Annotated in this window: 15 protein-coding genes; 11 read left to right on the plus strand and 4 right to left on the minus strand. The window is 66.0% G+C overall.

Features of this window, described 5'->3' with window-relative positions; translation table 11 throughout:
• Positions 1-117 precede the first annotated feature (117 nt).
• Both NO347_RS05885 and NO347_RS05890 read left to right on the plus strand, forming a co-directional pair.
• Positions 118-417 (plus strand): HalOD1 output domain-containing protein, encoded by a 300-nt coding sequence (locus NO347_RS05885; protein ID WP_256288711.1) that lies wholly within the window; start codon positions 118-120, stop codon positions 415-417.
• 187 nt (positions 418-604) lie between these two features.
• Entirely contained in the window at positions 605-1,105 is a 501-nt protein-coding gene (locus NO347_RS05890) for a DUF367 family protein (protein ID WP_256288905.1), read from the plus strand.
• 23 nt (positions 1,106-1,128) lie between these two features.
• Here the strand turns inward: NO347_RS05890 and NO347_RS05895 are convergent, their stop codons facing one another.
• Positions 1,129-1,491 carry a DUF5518 domain-containing protein gene (locus NO347_RS05895; protein WP_256288712.1) on the minus strand — a complete coding sequence of 121 codons (363 nt, stop codon included), beginning with the start codon at positions 1,489-1,491 and terminating at the stop codon, positions 1,129-1,131.
• Positions 1,492-1,637: 146 nt separating this feature from the next.
• Here NO347_RS05895 and NO347_RS05900 point away from each other — a divergent pair, with 146 nt between their 5' ends.
• Together NO347_RS05900 and NO347_RS05905 are read left to right on the plus strand one after the other, a co-directional pair.
• Positions 1,638-2,612, plus strand: a complete 975-nt coding sequence (locus NO347_RS05900; RefSeq protein WP_121568598.1) for an NOG1 family protein — start codon at positions 1,638-1,640, stop codon at positions 2,610-2,612.
• 51 nt (positions 2,613-2,663) lie between these two features.
• The gene (locus NO347_RS05905; RefSeq protein WP_256288713.1) at positions 2,664-3,923 is read left to right on the plus strand and encodes an MgtC/SapB family protein; all 1,260 of its coding nucleotides are present in this window, start codon (positions 2,664-2,666) and stop codon (positions 3,921-3,923) included.
• Positions 3,924-3,935: 12 nt separating this feature from the next.
• Here the strand turns inward: NO347_RS05905 and NO347_RS05910 are convergent, their stop codons facing one another.
• Both NO347_RS05910 and NO347_RS05915 read right to left on the minus strand, forming a co-directional pair.
• Positions 3,936-4,703 carry an SIMPL domain-containing protein gene (locus tag NO347_RS05910; RefSeq protein ID WP_256288714.1) on the minus strand — a complete coding sequence of 256 codons (768 nt, stop codon included), beginning with the start codon at positions 4,701-4,703 and terminating at the stop codon, positions 3,936-3,938.
• Positions 4,704-4,824: 121 nt separating this feature from the next.
• Positions 4,825-6,144: a TIGR00341 family protein gene (locus tag NO347_RS05915; protein ID WP_256288715.1), complete on the minus strand. Its 1,320-nt coding sequence runs from the start codon at positions 6,142-6,144 to the stop codon at positions 4,825-4,827.
• A 291-nt stretch (positions 6,145-6,435) separates the two neighbouring features.
• Between NO347_RS05915 and NO347_RS05920 the strand changes: the two genes are divergently transcribed.
• From NO347_RS05920 to NO347_RS05930, 3 genes are all read left to right on the plus strand, one after another.
• Entirely contained in the window at positions 6,436-7,140 is a 705-nt protein-coding gene (locus tag NO347_RS05920) for a rhomboid family intramembrane serine protease (RefSeq protein ID WP_256288716.1), read from the plus strand.
• A 40-nt stretch (positions 7,141-7,180) separates the two neighbouring features.
• Positions 7,181-9,247 carry an ATP-binding protein gene (locus NO347_RS05925; protein WP_256288717.1) on the plus strand — a complete coding sequence of 689 codons (2,067 nt, stop codon included), beginning with the start codon at positions 7,181-7,183 and terminating at the stop codon, positions 9,245-9,247.
• Positions 9,248-9,361: 114 nt separating this feature from the next.
• Positions 9,362-9,598, plus strand: coding sequence for a DUF7385 family protein (locus NO347_RS05930; protein ID WP_121568593.1), 237 nt, complete (start codon positions 9,362-9,364; stop codon positions 9,596-9,598).
• 27 nt (positions 9,599-9,625) lie between these two features.
• Here the strand turns inward: NO347_RS05930 and NO347_RS05935 are convergent, their stop codons facing one another.
• Complete coding sequence (locus NO347_RS05935; RefSeq protein ID WP_256288718.1) at positions 9,626-10,963, minus strand: ribonuclease catalytic domain-containing protein; 1,338 nt, start codon at positions 10,961-10,963, stop codon at positions 9,626-9,628.
• A gap of 161 nt (positions 10,964-11,124) precedes the next feature.
• Between NO347_RS05935 and NO347_RS05940 the strand changes: the two genes are divergently transcribed.
• From NO347_RS05940 to NO347_RS05955, 4 genes are all read left to right on the plus strand, one after another.
• Positions 11,125-11,835: an AzlC family ABC transporter permease gene (locus tag NO347_RS05940; protein WP_256288906.1), complete on the plus strand. Its 711-nt coding sequence runs from the start codon at positions 11,125-11,127 to the stop codon at positions 11,833-11,835.
• Positions 11,835-12,170 (plus strand): AzlD domain-containing protein, encoded by a 336-nt coding sequence (locus NO347_RS05945; RefSeq protein WP_256288719.1) that lies wholly within the window; start codon positions 11,835-11,837, stop codon positions 12,168-12,170. Before NO347_RS05940 ends, NO347_RS05945 begins: the two co-directional genes overlap by 1 nt.
• Before the next feature lie 66 nt (positions 12,171-12,236).
• Positions 12,237-12,989 (plus strand): hypothetical protein, encoded by a 753-nt coding sequence (locus NO347_RS05950; RefSeq protein WP_256288720.1) that lies wholly within the window; start codon positions 12,237-12,239, stop codon positions 12,987-12,989.
• A 92-nt stretch (positions 12,990-13,081) separates the two neighbouring features.
• Positions 13,082-15,064: an AMP-dependent synthetase/ligase gene (locus tag NO347_RS05955; protein ID WP_256288721.1), complete on the plus strand. Its 1,983-nt coding sequence runs from the start codon at positions 13,082-13,084 to the stop codon at positions 15,062-15,064.
• Positions 15,065-15,113 lie beyond the last annotated feature (49 nt).

Here is a 15,113-nt window from a genome sequence, read left to right on the forward strand (position 1 = left end):
TCGATTGCCCGTTCTTGGCATCATAACGTCTCGTTAACGTCGACACCCGGCTGAACTGGGCTAAATCCGGACGCACTGTCGCGCCGTTTCTTGGGATCGACAGCGGTAGTCCCTGCTATGACCGATCGATCCGGACACAGACTGGGCGCGACCGACTGGGAGTTGATCGCCCGTCACGACTTCGGGGGCACGCAGGAACTCGATGCGACGATTGTCGGCGCGCTCGGTGAGGACGGCTGCTGGGACGGAGCGCCGCTCTACACCGCCGCCGACACCGAACGCGCCGAGCAGTTCCTCGCGTCCGTCGACGGCGACGACGCGCGCGTCGTCTTCACTGTCGCGGGCCACACCGTCCGCGTGTCGGCAGACGGCACCGTCGAGGTGCAGGCGACAGACGGTGGACCACGAGAGGCCTGATACTGTCGGACAGCAGTTCGTGAATCATTTTGGCACCCACGGGGTGCCGAAAATTTTCACATAGTTCTGCCCGACAGTATGACCCCCGCGACGTCGCGGCCGTGACGAACGCCTTTTCTCCGCTGCGCTCGTCGGATCGGACGTGACTGTCGACGCTGCGGACGCTGCACCGGACGACGCTGCCGAGGTGCTTCACGTGCGCTACGAGGGCGACGACGACCCCGACAAGTGCACGGCCCGAAAGCTCGCGCGCTTCGATCTCGTGGAACTCCACCGCTCCGACCGAGCGACGCCGTACGGCGTCGTCTTGAACCCCCACGCCGAGCGTGCGCTCTCGCCTGCAGACGCCGACGCGGGCCCGCTCGTCGCGCTCGACTGCTCGTGGGAATCTGCGGGGGAGGCCCGCTTCTCACTCCCCGGCGAACACCGCGCGCTCCCGTACCTCGTGGCCGCGAACCCGGTCAACTTCGGGCGGCCGATGCAACTGACGACCGTCGAGGCGCTCGCCGCCGGACTCGTGATCTTCGGCCGCCGCGAGCGAGCCGAGCAGTTGCTCTCGAAGTTCACGTGGGGCCACACCTTCCTGGAGCTGAACGAGGAACCGCTCCGGCGGTACGCCGACTGCGAGGACTCCTCGGAGGTCGTCGCCGTCCAGCAGGAGTATCTCGACCGGGGCGAAGGCGAGTAGATCGGGATTCAGAGACCGTCTAACTACCCGCTGATCAGGCCACCGATCGCTCCGCCGATCGCGCTGTCGACGGCGAACAACACCGTGAGGACGACCCCGACGATGAAGACGCCCGCACCGCCGAGGAATCCGCCCAGCGGACCGCCGGCGAGGCCGAGCAGGCCGCCGATCGTCGCGGCGAGCACAGAGAGCACGATGCCGGAGATCGAGCCAGCGATTAGCCCGTTCCACGCGCCGTTCCCGACGCCGCCAGCCAGATAGCCCGCGACGAACCCGCCGATGAGGCCCGCACCGACCTGGCCGACAAACGGAAGCGAGAGGCCGACCGCGCCGACGACGAGCATCACGAGGAAGCCGATGCCGACGGCACGCCAGTCTGTGTTCATACTCGTGTCCACGCTTCCGAGCGGCAAAACGTCGGCGGGTGTCCGACGGATCGCTCTCAGGGCCGCGTTTCCGACAACGTCGCCGCACGGCCTGTGACAGGGTCGAACGGACGCGCTTTTACGGTTCGGCCGAGTACGGACCGCATATGATTTTCGAGTCCCTTCCGACGACGCCCCGGTCGGAGGAACTTCTCGACAAGGCGTTCTCGCGGGCGGCCCGCGCGGGGCGCGCGAAGTCCGGTCTCGAGGCCCAGCAGTCGATGCTGCAGACGGCCTCGTCGATCCTCTCGGACAACCTCGAGAACGTCGTCACGCAGTGGCCCGACTTCGGCACGGTCGATCCCTTCTACTACGAACTCGCGGACGCGATCGTCGATGTCGACGAACTCCGCCAGAGCCTCTCGGAGGTGACGTGGGCGAGTCGGCAGATCGCCGAACTCCGCCGCGAGTACCAGCCGAAGCTCCGCAAGACCGATCCCGAGACGGCACGCAAACACCGCAAACAGGCGTTCGCGCGGATGGCGGACGTCGTCGAGGAAGTCGCAGACGACCTCGAACGGATCGGTGAGGCCCGCGACGCGCTGAAGACGCTCCCCGACATCCGACCGGACGAACCGGCGATCGTCGTCGCCGGCTATCCCAACGTCGGCAAATCGTCGTTCGTCAACGGCGTCACCCGCGCGAAGAACGAGATCGCCCGCTATCCGTTCACGACCAAAGGCGTCCACGTCGGACACTTCGAGCGCGACCGGGTCCGCTATCAGATCATCGATACGCCGGGCCTGCTCGATAGACCCGAAGACGAGCGCAACGACATCGAGCGGCAGGCCGTGAGCGCGATCGAGCACCTTGCGGACGCGGTCGTTTTCGTCCTCGACGCCAGCGGGGCGTGCGGCTACCCGCTGGACGCGCAGTTGGAACTCCGCGACGCTGTCGCCGAGCGGTTCCGCGAACGCGACGTCCCCGTCCTCACTGTCAACAACAAGTGTGACCGCTCGCGGGACGTCGAGGCGGACCTCCAGATGAGCGTCGAGACCGGCGAAGGAGTCGACGAGGTGCTCGACGCGGCGGTCGAGGCGGTCGGTTGGGAGCCCGACATCCCGCCGTCCCGGCAGGAGTAGTCCCGAATTACTTTCCTCACTGGGACTGACAGGTCCGAGTACGTGTGACTGATGTTTGATCCGCTTACTGCACCCTTTGTCGACGTCCTCTGGCGTCTCCTGGTCGCGCTCGGTCTCGGCGCACTCGTCGGCCTCGAACGCGAACAGAGTGAATCCGGCGGCAAGTTCGCGGGGAGTCGAACGTTCCCGTTGTTTGCACTCTATGGGGCGCTCGTCTTCACTTTCTTCCGCAGCACCTTCCCGGTCGCACTCGGTCTCCTCATCGTCCCGCTCACCGTTGCATACGGCGCGAAGGTCTGGTACGAGGGAGACATCGGGCTGACAACCCTCGTTGCGGCGTTGCTCACGACGCTTCTAGGCGCGATGACGATGCACTCCGATCGCGGTGCGACGCTTGCAATCGTCGTTGGAGGGGTCGTCACGATCCTCCTCTCGGTGAAAGAGCCCATCCACACGTTCGCGGACCAGATCGAGGAACACGAACGACGAGCGTCAGCGAAGTTCATCCTCGTCGCGTTAGTCGTTCTCCCGGCGCTCCCCGACCGATCGATGGACGTACTCTACGGCCTCAATCCGCGGTTCGTCTGGCTGATGGTCGTCTTCGTCAGCGGCCTCGGGTCCGCCGCGTACCTGCTCGGTCGCTTCTTGGGGCCGGAGCGTGGCATCGCACTCACCGGCGTCATCGGCGGATTCGTCTCCTCGACGGCGACGACAGTCTCGATGGCGGGCAAGACGGCCGAAAACGAGACGCTGTACCGCATCTGTGGCTTTGCGGTCGTCACCGCGTCGGTCGTGATGTTCCCCCGCGCTCTCGTCGAGGTGTCCGTCGTCAACCCCCAATTGCTCCCGAGCGTCGCGCTACCCCTGGGAGTGATGACGGCCGTCGGGGCCGTCTCGGCAGCGTTCCTCTACTGGTGGACGGCCACCACCGAGACCGTCGAGGTCGACGAACTCAAGAATCCGTTTCGACTGCAACCGGCGCTCGTTTTCGGCGCCGTCTTCGCGATCGTGCTTCTCGTTTCTGAGTCCGCCAACGAGTGGCTGGGCGCGTCTGGCGTGTACGCGACGGCGTTTTTCTCCGGGCTCGCCGACGTCGACGCAATGACGATCACCCTGAGCCGACTCGCTGCCGAAGGCACCGTCTCGACCGAGGTCGCGACGACGGGGATCGTCATTGCGGCGATCGCCAACACGTTCGTCAAGGCGGTGCTCGCGCTGTTTCTCGGCACGTACCGATTGGGACGACTCGTCGCGGTCGTTCTCGGTGTCGTCGTTCTCAGCGGCGTGGCGGTTCTCTTTCTGATCGTCTGACCTCGGCGTGACTTACGCGGCGGTGTACGTCACGTCGACTCGCGCCGTGACAGTGACCGATCCGGCGTCGAACTGTGTCGGCGCGCCACCTGCGTCGGACGCGGTCTCACGGACTGCGTAGACGGGGCCGTAGTCACCGCCGGTCGACGCGGACTGGACGCCCGTCACGGTGAGATTGGCTGCGGCGGCAACCGCGTCGGCGTCGGTCCGAGCGGCGTTCATCGCCCGTTCGAGTGCCCGCTCGCGGAGCTCGGCGCGTGTCTCCGCACTGAGCGTGAACTGCACGCCGTAGACCTCGCTGGCGCCGTTGCCGATGGCGGTATCGACGACAGTCCCGGCGGCGTCGGGTGTCGTTTCGATCCGGTACGCGTGGACAGCCTCATAGCCGGCGACGTCTCGCTCACTGGTCTTGCGGTCGACGTCCGCGTAGTAGGGCTGGAGTCGGTAGGACGCGGTCGTCACCGACTCGTCGTCGACCCCGGCGTCACGGAGCGCGTCGCGCATCTGCGTCGCGTTCTCGGCGACTGCGCTACGGGCCGCCTCGGCCGTGTCGGCGCGAGCGGTGACCGCGACTGTCACCACTGCTCGATCGGCGTCTGCCGACACCTCGCCGGTGCCGGTCGTCGAGATCGTTCGTGTCACGTCTCCGGCCGCTGTGCCGTCGGCTGCGCCTCCGGTCGGTGCCGCGTCGGTCGTCGTGGACTGGAGCGGTCCGCTACATCCGGCGAGGAGGACGAGCGCTGCAACGAGGACTGCTGTAAACCCGATTCGACGGTTCATACACACCCGTTCGTTCGCTCGGCTATTGAACGCGCGCTTGGCGCAAGGAACTCTTTGAGCCTTTAACGCTGAATTTGGCGCATCTTACTCCGGTGGCATCCGGGTTCCGTGGCCGAATTGGCTACGCCGTCGAGCGGTCGACGCCGACGTAGCGGATCTCGACGCGGATCTCCTCGTGGCCGAACGGTCCGATCGGATCCGGGGCGAGCGCCGAAACTCGGTCGCGTATTGCCGTGGCGACCGGCGGCGGCGACGACGACGGTGGGTGGCCGACGGTCACGACGATCGTCTGCGGCGTCTGGAGCGGAAAGCCCTCGTAGGTCACTTCGAGATCCAAGAGTATGGCGTCCGGCGGCAGCTCGGCTTCGATCGCCGCTGTCGCGTCTTTCTCGAAGTCGTTCGTCCGATAGGAGCTGTAAGTGAACGCGCCGAGCATCCCTGTGAGAAGTAGGAGGGCTATCGCGAGCGCCGCGATCCGCTGTATCGTCGTCGAGCGAGCCTCCTCCTCGCGGAACCAGAGCTTCGGGCGGTAGCCCAACCGCCAGAGCACGACGAGCGCGACGAGGTTGATCGCGAGGATGTTCACGAGCACGAGCACCGCAGACCCGACGACTGACTGCGGCTCGCCCCACGCGATGCCGATGCCGACGACTGCCGTCGGCGGGACGAGGGCGGCGGCGATCATCACGCCGACGAGCGCCGAGGAGACGCCCGAGGCGAGCGAGACCGCACCCGCAGTGCCCGCACCGAGCGCGATCACGAGTGAGAGGACGTCGGGAGCGAGACGCTCTCTGACCTCACCGATCGCGAACACCTCCTCGGCCGTGAGCGGGACCACGTTCGTCACCCGCAACAACACGGCGAAGAGCGCCGCGGCGGCGATCGCGAGACCGCCGCCGAGTGCCTGGAGCTTGATGCCACGGATCGCGAGGTCGCGATCGTCGACGACGGTGCCGACGCTCGCGGCCATCGCTGGGCCGATCAGCGGCGCGATGACCATCGAGCCGACGACGACGGCGGGCGAGTCGAGGAGCAAGCCGGCCGTCGCGACGACGGCGCTGACGGCGGTCATCAGCACGTACGGTCGGACCGTAGGTGCCATCTCGTCCGCTCGCGCGACGAGTTCCTCGCGGGCGATCCGGTCGCCGTTGCCGTTCTCTTCTTCTTCTGCCTCGTAGCGTTCTTCGAGCGCCTCGAACCGATCGGACACGACGGTCTCGGCCTGGATGACGACAGTGTAGGCGTCCCGCTCGATACCGACGCCCCGCAGTTGGTCCAACACTGGTTCGACGGCCGCCGTCGGGAGCGGGAACGTGACGACGGCGGTGTAATCGCGGCCGCTGGTCTCGTCGGAAACGGCGTAATCGACGTCCTCCTCGTCGAGAACGTCGAGTACGGCCTCTCGCTTCCCGGTCGGGACCATCACCTGGACGAGTCGCACGTCCGAGCCTCACGCTGGGACGACAAGAATCCGACGGGTCGACTGGTGAGTGCAGACGACCGTACACTGGGGCGAACAGCCGACACGCCGGTCCTCGACCGGGTTCGGTGGGGGTAGGTTGCGCTACCGCCGGTCGACCGCTCCCGCGCCGGTGTGCCGGACGATCGCGACTCGGCGCGGGGCGAACACTACGTCACGGCGTGGCTGGCCGTACCCTCGTATAAAAACCTACGCGAGCGACCTGAGCGCTCGCCCAAGCACTCATAGCGGTTCGGGTTCGACGTACAGACGATGCGGCGCGTCTCGGTGACGAATCTGCTTACCCCCTTCGCCAACGGGGTGCGGCCGGTCCTCGCCCAACACCGTTCGCTGTCCGCTCCGATCACGGACTTCCTCACGGTGGCGGTGTGCGCAGTCTATGCGCTCCAGGCCTTCCAGACCGTCCTGTGGGACGCGCCGTCGGTGTTCGTCACCACAAACTACGTGTACCTCCGCGCGCCGTGGCTCGCCTGGCCGCTGTCGCCGTTACTCCACGGTGGATTAGCTCACGTCGTCCCCAACGTCCTCACGCTGTTCGTGTTCGGGCGGATCGCGGAGGCACACCTCTCGAAGATCCGATTCGCCGCGATGGCGATTCTGGCGGCGGCTGGCTCGATTGCGGCGCTGGCCGGCTGGGGAATCGCTTTCGGATCGGACCCGAACGTCGCCGTCTACGGTATCAGCGGCGTCGTCTTCGCTGCCGCCGGGTTCGCCCTAGTGCACGTGCCGCAGCACGGGCGGGTGACCGACCTCGAACTCCTGGCGCTTTTGTTCGGCGTCTGTGCCGCCGGACTCGTCGGAATCGAGGTTTTCACAGCCGTACTCCTCCGATCTCCCGCGAGCATCAACGTCGGCCACGCAGCAGGCCTCCTCGTTGGCCTCGGGACGGCCGGCGTCACCCGGGGTTGTGGAGACGCCCGCCAGCGCCCTTCGTCCGCCGAAACCCGTCAGCGGTGAATCAGTACATTCAATTCTCCGGATCAAATGCTGGGAGGTAGTGAAGATCAAGCGTGCGTTCTTGCTCTCGATACTGATCGTCGCGATCATCCTCTCGGGAGCCGTCTTTGTCGGGTTTCAGCAGTACAAAGACACCCTGTACGCGCACGAGGAGATGGAGGTCCAGCGGTCGGCCGAACACGTCAGCTCGGAGCTCCAAAAGCAGTTCACGGCGCTGGAGCGGACTGTCTCTGTCGCGGCCGCGAATTCGGCCATCGGAGACCACGGGAGCACCGCACAACAGCAGGCCTTAGCGAGGTTCGTGAATCGGTCGGGATTCTCGGGCGCGTCAGTCATCGCGGCCAACGGGACGATGACGAACATCGTCTCCGACGTCTCTCCGGAGACGCGTCGGGAACTCGTCGGATCGGAGTTCGGCGACCGCGAGTACTTCCAGCGCGCGATGAACGGAACGACGTACGTCAGCGACCCGGTCGAAGCCGAATCCGGCAACCACATCATCACGGTCAGTGCGCCGATCTACCGTGACGGCCGCGTCGTCGGCACGCTGAACGCCGTGTTTCACCTCTCGGAAGACGAGTTCTTCTCCCGGTTCGCGTCGACGCTCGACGGCGAGGAGTGCTTGCGGCTCTACTCGCGGGACGGGACGCGAATCTTTGCCAGCGGCTCGCCGACGAGCACTGACTTCGTTCACAACGTAACCGTCTCGGAGACGGGTTGGACGGTCAGCGTGCGCGAGGACCGCTCGGAAGTGGAATCGACGATCCAGATGGTGACGTTCGTGCAGATCGGGTCGCTCCTGGCGGTTCTCAGCATCCTCTTCGGGTTCGGGTGGTGGATCTACCGGCAGAGTATCCAGCAACTCACGCGCCTGCTGGGCGGCTTTCAGGCCCTCGAAGACGAGCAGTACGGCACCACGGTCGACCTCGACGACACCGACGAGTGGCAGCACGTCGAGCACGGATTCAACCAACTCAGCAACGCGCTCGCCCAGTCGCGCGCCGAGCGCCGGGAGCGCGAGCGCGAACTCAGACGCGAACGCGACCGTTTCGAGGCGCTGTTCGAAGGCGTCCCGGAGCCGATCGTCACCGTCGAACTCACCGACGGCGGGGCGGTGCTCTGCGACGTCAACGAGGCGTTCGAGACGACGTTCGGCTACGACGCCGAGGCGGCGATCGGCGAAGACATCAACGACCTCATCGTCCCACCCCATCAGGAGGCAGCAACGGAGGCCGAACTGCTCGACGAGAAGGCAGCCGACGGCCGGCGCTTGACGCGCGAAGTGCGGCGCAGGGCCCGCGACGGCGTCCGGGACTTTCTCTTCCGGTCGGCCCCGATCGAACACGACGGCGACGTCACGCACCAGTTCGGCGTGTACATCGACATCACCGACCGCAACGAGTACGAACAGCGCCTGCGCGAGCAACGCGACAACCTCGACACCCTGAATCAGGTGGTCCGCCACGACATCCGAAACGACCTCCAGTTGGTGACCGCCTACGCGGACTTGCTCTTGGAACTCCGCGAAGCGGAACTCGACGACGCGGAGACGAACGAAGAGCGCGAGTACATCCGGAAGATCCGCGAAAGTTCCGCCCACGCGGTCGAACTCACCCAGACCGCGCGGGATATGGCGGAGGTGATGCTCACAGACGAGAGCGAGCGTCGGCCGGTGAGTCTCCGCGCCGCAATCGAAAGCGAACTCAGCAATCTCACATCCGAGACCGACGCCGTCGTCGCCACTCAGGGGCCGATTCCGGAGGAGAAAGTGCTGGCAAATGGCATTCTCGGCTCGGTTTTCAGGAACCTCCTGACGAACGCCGTTCAGCACAACGACAAGGAGGTGCCCGAGGTGACCGTCTCGGCGACCGTCGACGACGACGCCGAGGTGGTGCAGGTCCGCGTCGCGGACAACGGGCGGGGCGTGCCCGAATCCCAGAAGGAAGCCATCTTCGGCAAGGGCGAGAAAGGCCTCGAGAGCAGCGGGACGGGCCTCGGTCTGTATCTCGTCCAGACGCTGGTCGACACCTACGGCGGCGACGTCTGGGTCGAAGACAACGACCCGGAGGGTGCGGTCTTCGTCGTCGAACTGCCGATCGCCGAGTAACGAGGTCGGTCTCGAAGCCGTCTCACCACGGGTCGCCCGCGTCGCGGAGTTTTTTGCCTCCCGACCCCGCCGCGAGGAGTAGAATTATGAAGGATCACCTCGTTCGTGGGGACGATGGAGGACAGCGAGTACGACGACCTCACTTCGTCGCTGACGCCGCACGAGTCGGCGGGCGGGGTGACGACGTATCGGAACACTGTGAGTATCGCCTGTCCCGCGTGCGGTGACCCGTTCGACGATCTGGTCATCTGCGAGGACGAGTACAACAGCCTCGAACTCAGTATGCTGCTCGATCTCTGCGTAACGACACACGAGGACGAGGTACTTCTCTTTACGCACAAAAAGCAGTAAGCGGCCCGGCCGCGCGGTCGGAGACGCTTACTCGTCCCGCAGATCGATCCGCTCGGGCGGAAGCCCTTCTTCGTTGACCACGTTCCCGTCGTCGTCGACAGTGACCACGCCGCGGTTGTTGACGGCGTGTGGGTCCAGATGCACCTCTTCGAGGAACTGTTTGTAGAGCCGTTCGGCCGTCTCGCCGTCCTTCTGGCGCTCGGACGCGCGGTCGCACAGTTCGACTAAGTCCTCGGGGACGTCGTTCTCGTGGACGATCCAGTGGTTGATGAGGTCCGACAGTCGCCGGATGGGCGAGGTGAAGTGTCCGTAGATGTCGAAGTTGAGCGCGTAGTGACCGCCGAAGGGATCGTTCATATACTTCGCGCGCGGCATCACCTTCAGCACCGCCCGCTGGATCTTGTTGAGCGCTCGCGAATCGGAGTTCTCTAAGGCGTCGTTGACGGCTTTTCGGGGGTCGTCCCAGGAGGCACCGGAGATGTTCACGCCGTCGAGTTCGGTGATTTCGCGGAGCGCCTCGTCCCACTGATCCGGGGTCGGCTGGGGGTGGACGCGGTACATCGCCTCGACGCCGCGGTTCCACATCAGTTCGTGCGTGACGGCCTTGTTGGCCTTCAGCATACACTCCTCGATGATCGTGTGGGCGCGGTCGCGGCTCGGATTCAAGACGAGCGAGCCGTCTTCCTTCCGCTGTTCGTGGAGCTGATCGGCGAGTTCGTAGACGAGCGCGTTCTCCTCGTGGAGCGGCGCCTCGGGGTCGTCGAGGCGGTTCTCACACTGCGTGTAGGTCAGCCGCTCGTTGGAGTGGATGACGGACTTGTAGATGTCGACCTCCTCGAAGGAGAGCGTCTCTTTGTTGATCTCCATCTCGACTGTGTGTGCGAGACGGTCTTCCTCGGGGACCAGAGAACAGACCGTCTCCGCGAGGACCGGCGGGAGCATATGGATCGTGTAGCCGGGGAGATAGACCGTGTTCCCACGCTCGACGGCTTCGTTCCACATCTCGGACTCCGGGTGGACGTAGTGGGTCACGTCGGCGATGTGGACCCACAGCGTGTACGTCTCCTCGCTCTCGCGGATGCTGAGGGCGTCGTCGAAGTCCTGAGCGTCGATGGGGTCCGTCGTCCAGGTCGTCAGATCGCGGAGGTCCTTGCGCTCGTCGAGTTCGTCTTCGATCTCGTCTTGGATGCCTTCGGTGCGCGAGCGCGCCTCCGAGAGCACCGGCGACGGGAACTGATCGCGGATTCCGAACTCCTCGAAGAGTTCCGCTCGCTTTTCTTCCAACTGCCGGGCGACGTCGATAGAGATTTCGACGGGGCCTTGCCCCTCGGCCGTCCCGGCCTGCGACTGCGCGTCGTTCGACATACCGCTTCTTACTGGGGAGAGGTAGTTAGTGGTGTCGCACGTGAGTCCCCAGCGAGTCGAGGACGGCGAGCGCCGGGATCGCCCGGAGCGGCGAAACGGTACCGGTTTAATTGCCCCGCTCGGAGCACTCTGTCGTGTCCCGCGTACCGCTCCCCGCAGAGATGCGCCGCGGCGTCCGCGATGCAGCGCCGATTCTGATCGGGATCGCCCCGTTCGGGCTCGTCGCGGGCGCGGCCGCCATCGACGCCGGACTGACGCCGCTGCAGGCCGTCGGGCTGTCGGTCGTCGTCTTCGCGGGGGCCTCACAACTGGCCGCTATCGACTTGCTGGGGAGCAACGCCGAACTGCTGGTCGTCCTCGTCACAGGGCTCGTGATCAACCTCCGGATGGTGATGTACTCCGCGTCGATCGCGCCGCACTTCCGGCCGCTCCGAACCTGGTGGAAGTCGCTCTGTTCGTACGTGCTCACCGATCAGGCGTACGCGCTCTCGATCGCGCGCTATACGGACCGCGACCTCGACTCCACCGAGCGGCGAGACTACTACCTCGGCGTCGCGGTGTCGCTGTGGGTCGTCTGGCAGTGTTGTACCGTCCTGGGGATCGTCGTCGGCGCGCGCGTCCCCGACTCGTGGGGGCTGGAGTTCGCCGTCCCGCTGGTGTTCTTGAGCCTCCTCGTCCCCGCTGTCACCACGCGGCCGAAACTCGTCGCGGCGGTCGTCGGCGGCAGCGTCGCCGTCGCCGGCGACGTCTTCGGCGTGCCGTTCAACCTCGGCCTCATCGCCGGTGGCCTGGCGGGCGTCGTCGCCGGCGTGATCGCGGACGAGCGACTGGCGACGGCGAGCCGTGACACCGACGACGGAGGTGCTCACTGATGCCGACCGACTACGGCCCGCTCTCGGTCTGGGGCGTCGTCGTCGCGCTCGGCCTCGCCACGTTCGGCATCCGCGCGTCGTTCATCTACCTGTTCGGTCGGATCGACGACGTCCCCGAGCGAGTGACCGGTGCGCTTCGCTTCGTACCGCCGGCGGTGTTCGCCGCACTCGCCGTTCCATCGTTCGTCGCGCCCGGTGGCGCGGTCGCGGTCGTCGGCAACGAGCGACTGTTCGCGGGTATCGTCGCGGGTGCGGTCGCGTGGTACGTCGACGACGTCTTCGCGACGATATTCGCCGGGATGGCGGCGCTGTGGCTGCTCCGGTTCGGTCTCTGATGCTGAGACGCGCCCGCCGTCGCGCGCTCCCAAACGTTTTCAGCGGCTCTTGTGAACCGGTCGGGCGTGCCCTCCCGCTCGTTCCGTTCCACCCTTGGTTCCCTCTGCGTCGGTAACGACCCTTACGCCACCTCGAAGCGTCGCCGGCTCGCTGCAGCGAGTCTCGTCGGCGGTTTCACTGTCCTCCTCAGTGTTGCGCTCGTGGCCTGCTGGCTCGTCTTAACGACTGCTGGCCCGCTCGGGCGACTCAGCGCGGTCACGACGATGACCGGCGGAAAGCCGGTCCCGGCAGCGTTCGTTCCCGTTTGGGCCTACGGGGGAGCGATGGGGTTGCCGGTGACACTCGTCGAGACGACAGGCGGCGGCCGAACGATGGTCGTCCGCAACACCGTCGAACTGCTCGATGGTCCTGGCTCTGTGATACTCGGCGTGCTCCCTGCGACCCTGCTCGTCGGGGCCGGCGCGGTCTCCGCACAGTGCGTCTACGCGGTACGGTCGAACGCCGGCGGATTCGCCGGCGGCGCGGCTGTCACGGGCGGCTACGTCACTGTCGCCGTCCTGCTCGCACTCCTCGCCCGTGTCGGTGTCGGAGATGCACCTGTCGGCGCGCAGGGGTACGTCAGGATCGGCGTGACGGGCTTTCCGCCCGAAACGCTCGCCGGTGACACCGTCGGACTGCCACCGTGGCGAAGTGCGTTCACGACGCTCGTCGCGGCGATCGGCTTCGGCGGCTTCGGCGGCGCACTCTCGTCCGTCTTCGAACGAACCAGCAGTTCAGGCTCGGGAGAGACAGCATCGGCACGCGATTCAGACGCGTAAACGCGAGACCCGCCTGTGGACGTTCAACCACGAACAACGGACTGCGTCCGGAACGGCTGTACCTTTAATTCGTCCGGGTGTGTCGTACCGCTATGAATTGGCGGGAGGCGGAAGCGGCGTTCGACGACGACGTCCTCGGGGAGACGACGCTGGCACGGCTGTTCGACGAGAGCGCGGCCCGGAACGCGGACGCCGTCGCCCAACGGTACAAAGGCGGCGTCTACGACCGCTCGCTCGTCGCAAGCGGCGTCGTATCCGCCGCGCCAGACGGCGATTACGCCGGGGTGACGTACGCGGAGATGCGCGAGATCGTCCGCGCACTCGCCGCCGGCTTTCGCTCGCTCGGCGTCGACGCCGGGGACCGCGTCGGTATCTTCTCGGGCACGCGGATGGAGTGGGCACAGACCGACTTCGCACTGCTCTCGGCGGGCGCCGTCGTCACGACCGTCTACACCTCCTCCTCGCAGTCGCAGGTAGAGTATCTCCTCTCCGACCCCGACGCGAGCGGCGTCGTCGTCGAGAACGACGAGTTGCTCTCGCGCGTGCTCGCCGTCGAAGACGACCTCGATCTGGGGTTCGTCGTCGTCGTCGACGAGATCCCGGACGGCAGCGGGATGGCCGGCGCCGTCCGCGACCGCGACGACATCTACACGCTCGCAGAGGTCTACGACCGCGGAACCGAGGCCTTCGACGAGACCGCCTACGAGTCGTGGCTGGACGAACGCGACCCCGAAGACCTCTCCTCGCTGATATATACGTCGGGGACGACCGGCCAGCCGAAAGGCGTCGAACTCACACACCACAATTTCCGGTCGAACGTCAATCAGTGCTACCGGCGGTTCGGTCCGCGACCAGACAAGACAGGCGGCGTGATCTCTGCGGGATCGACGACGCTCTCGTTTCTCCCGCTCGCGCACGTCTTCGAGCGTCTCGCCGGACACTTCCTGATGTTCGCCGCGGGCGCGACCGTCGCCTACGCCGAGAGCCCCGACACGCTCCGGGAGGACTTCCAACTGGTCCGGCCGACGGTCGGCACGAGTGTCCCGCGGGTCTACGAGAAGCTCTACGACGCGATCCGCTCGCAGGCGGCCGAGTCACCAGTCAAACGCCGGATCTTCGCGTGGGCGGTCGACGTAGGGCAGGCGTACCACGCGGCCGACGATCCGGGCGCGGTGCTGTCGGCCAAACACCGCCTCGCGGACCGCCTCGTCTTCGAGCAGGTTCGCGAGGCGCTCGGCGGGCGCGTCGACTTCTTCATCAGCGGCGGCGGGAGCCTCTCACCGGAGCTGTGTCGGCTGTATCACGCGATGGGTCTGCCGATCCTCGAAGGCTACGGCCTCACCGAGACCGCCCCCGTCGTCGCCGTCAACCCACCTGAAGAGCCGAAAGTGGGAACGATCGGCCCGCCGCTTCCGGACGTCGAGGTCGACCTCGATCAGAGCATCGTCGGCGACCAGTCCGGCGCCGCCGGCGGCGACGTGGGTGAACTGCTCGTCCGGGGGCCGAACGTTTCCGACGGCTACTGGAACCGCCCTGACGACACTGCCGCGGCGTTCTCCGACGACGGGTGGTTCCGCACTGGCGATATCGTCGAACTGCGGCCGGACGGGTACATCACCTTCCGCGAGCGAGCGAAGCAGATTCTCGTGCTCTCGACGGGTAAGAACGTCGCTCCGGGACCGATCGAAGACGCCTTCGCCGCGAGCCCCGTCGTCGAACAGTGTCTCGTCGTCGGCGACGGCCGGAAGTTCGTCTCCGCGCTCGTCGTCCCCAACTTCGAGGGCGTCCGGGAGTGGGCCGACAGCGAGGGCGTCGACCTTCCTGCAGACCGAGCCGAGATCGCACGCGACGATCGCGTCCGCGAGCGGATCCAACGCGAGATCGACGCCGCCAACGAGAACTTCGAGTCCTACGAGCAGATCAAGCGCTTCCGCATCCTCTCCGAGGAGTTCTCCGAGGAGAACGACCTGTTGACGCCGACGATGAAGAAAAAGCGCCGGAACATCCTGGCTCAGTACGGCGATCAGGTCGAGATGCTCTACGATCCCGACGCGGATACGACGTTCTCGCAGTAGAACCGGACATTCGTCCACCAATTATACGAGCAAAATTCGCATTCACCAC

The sequence above is a fragment of the Halobellus inordinatus genome, from assembly GCF_024464655.1.
In the GTDB taxonomy this organism is placed as follows: domain Archaea; phylum Halobacteriota; class Halobacteria; order Halobacteriales; family Haloferacaceae; genus Haloquadratum; species Haloquadratum inordinatus.

Excerpts from the sequence above, each read along its gene's own strand:
- NO347_RS05885 (WP_256288711.1), top strand. The coding sequence starts at position 118 with ATGACCGATCGATCCGGACACAGACTGGGCGCGACCGACTGGGAGTTG.
- NO347_RS05895 (WP_256288712.1), bottom strand. The coding sequence starts at position 1,491 with ATGAACACAGACTGGCGTGCCGTCGGCATCGGCTTCCTCGTGATGCTC.
- NO347_RS05900 (WP_121568598.1), top strand. The coding sequence starts at position 1,638 with ATGATTTTCGAGTCCCTTCCGACGACGCCCCGGTCGGAGGAACTTCTC.
- NO347_RS05905 (WP_256288713.1), top strand. The coding sequence starts at position 2,664 with ATGTTTGATCCGCTTACTGCACCCTTTGTCGACGTCCTCTGGCGTCTC.
- NO347_RS05910 (WP_256288714.1), bottom strand. The coding sequence starts at position 4,703 with ATGAACCGTCGAATCGGGTTTACAGCAGTCCTCGTTGCAGCGCTCGTC.
- NO347_RS05920 (WP_256288716.1), top strand. The coding sequence starts at position 6,436 with ATGCGGCGCGTCTCGGTGACGAATCTGCTTACCCCCTTCGCCAACGGG.
- NO347_RS05930 (WP_121568593.1), top strand. The coding sequence starts at position 9,362 with ATGGAGGACAGCGAGTACGACGACCTCACTTCGTCGCTGACGCCGCAC.
- NO347_RS05935 (WP_256288718.1), bottom strand. The coding sequence starts at position 10,963 with ATGTCGAACGACGCGCAGTCGCAGGCCGGGACGGCCGAGGGGCAAGGC.
- NO347_RS05940 (WP_256288906.1), top strand. The coding sequence starts at position 11,125 with ATGCGCCGCGGCGTCCGCGATGCAGCGCCGATTCTGATCGGGATCGCC.
- NO347_RS05945 (WP_256288719.1), top strand. The coding sequence starts at position 11,835 with ATGCCGACCGACTACGGCCCGCTCTCGGTCTGGGGCGTCGTCGTCGCG.
- NO347_RS05955 (WP_256288721.1), top strand. The coding sequence starts at position 13,082 with ATGAATTGGCGGGAGGCGGAAGCGGCGTTCGACGACGACGTCCTCGGG.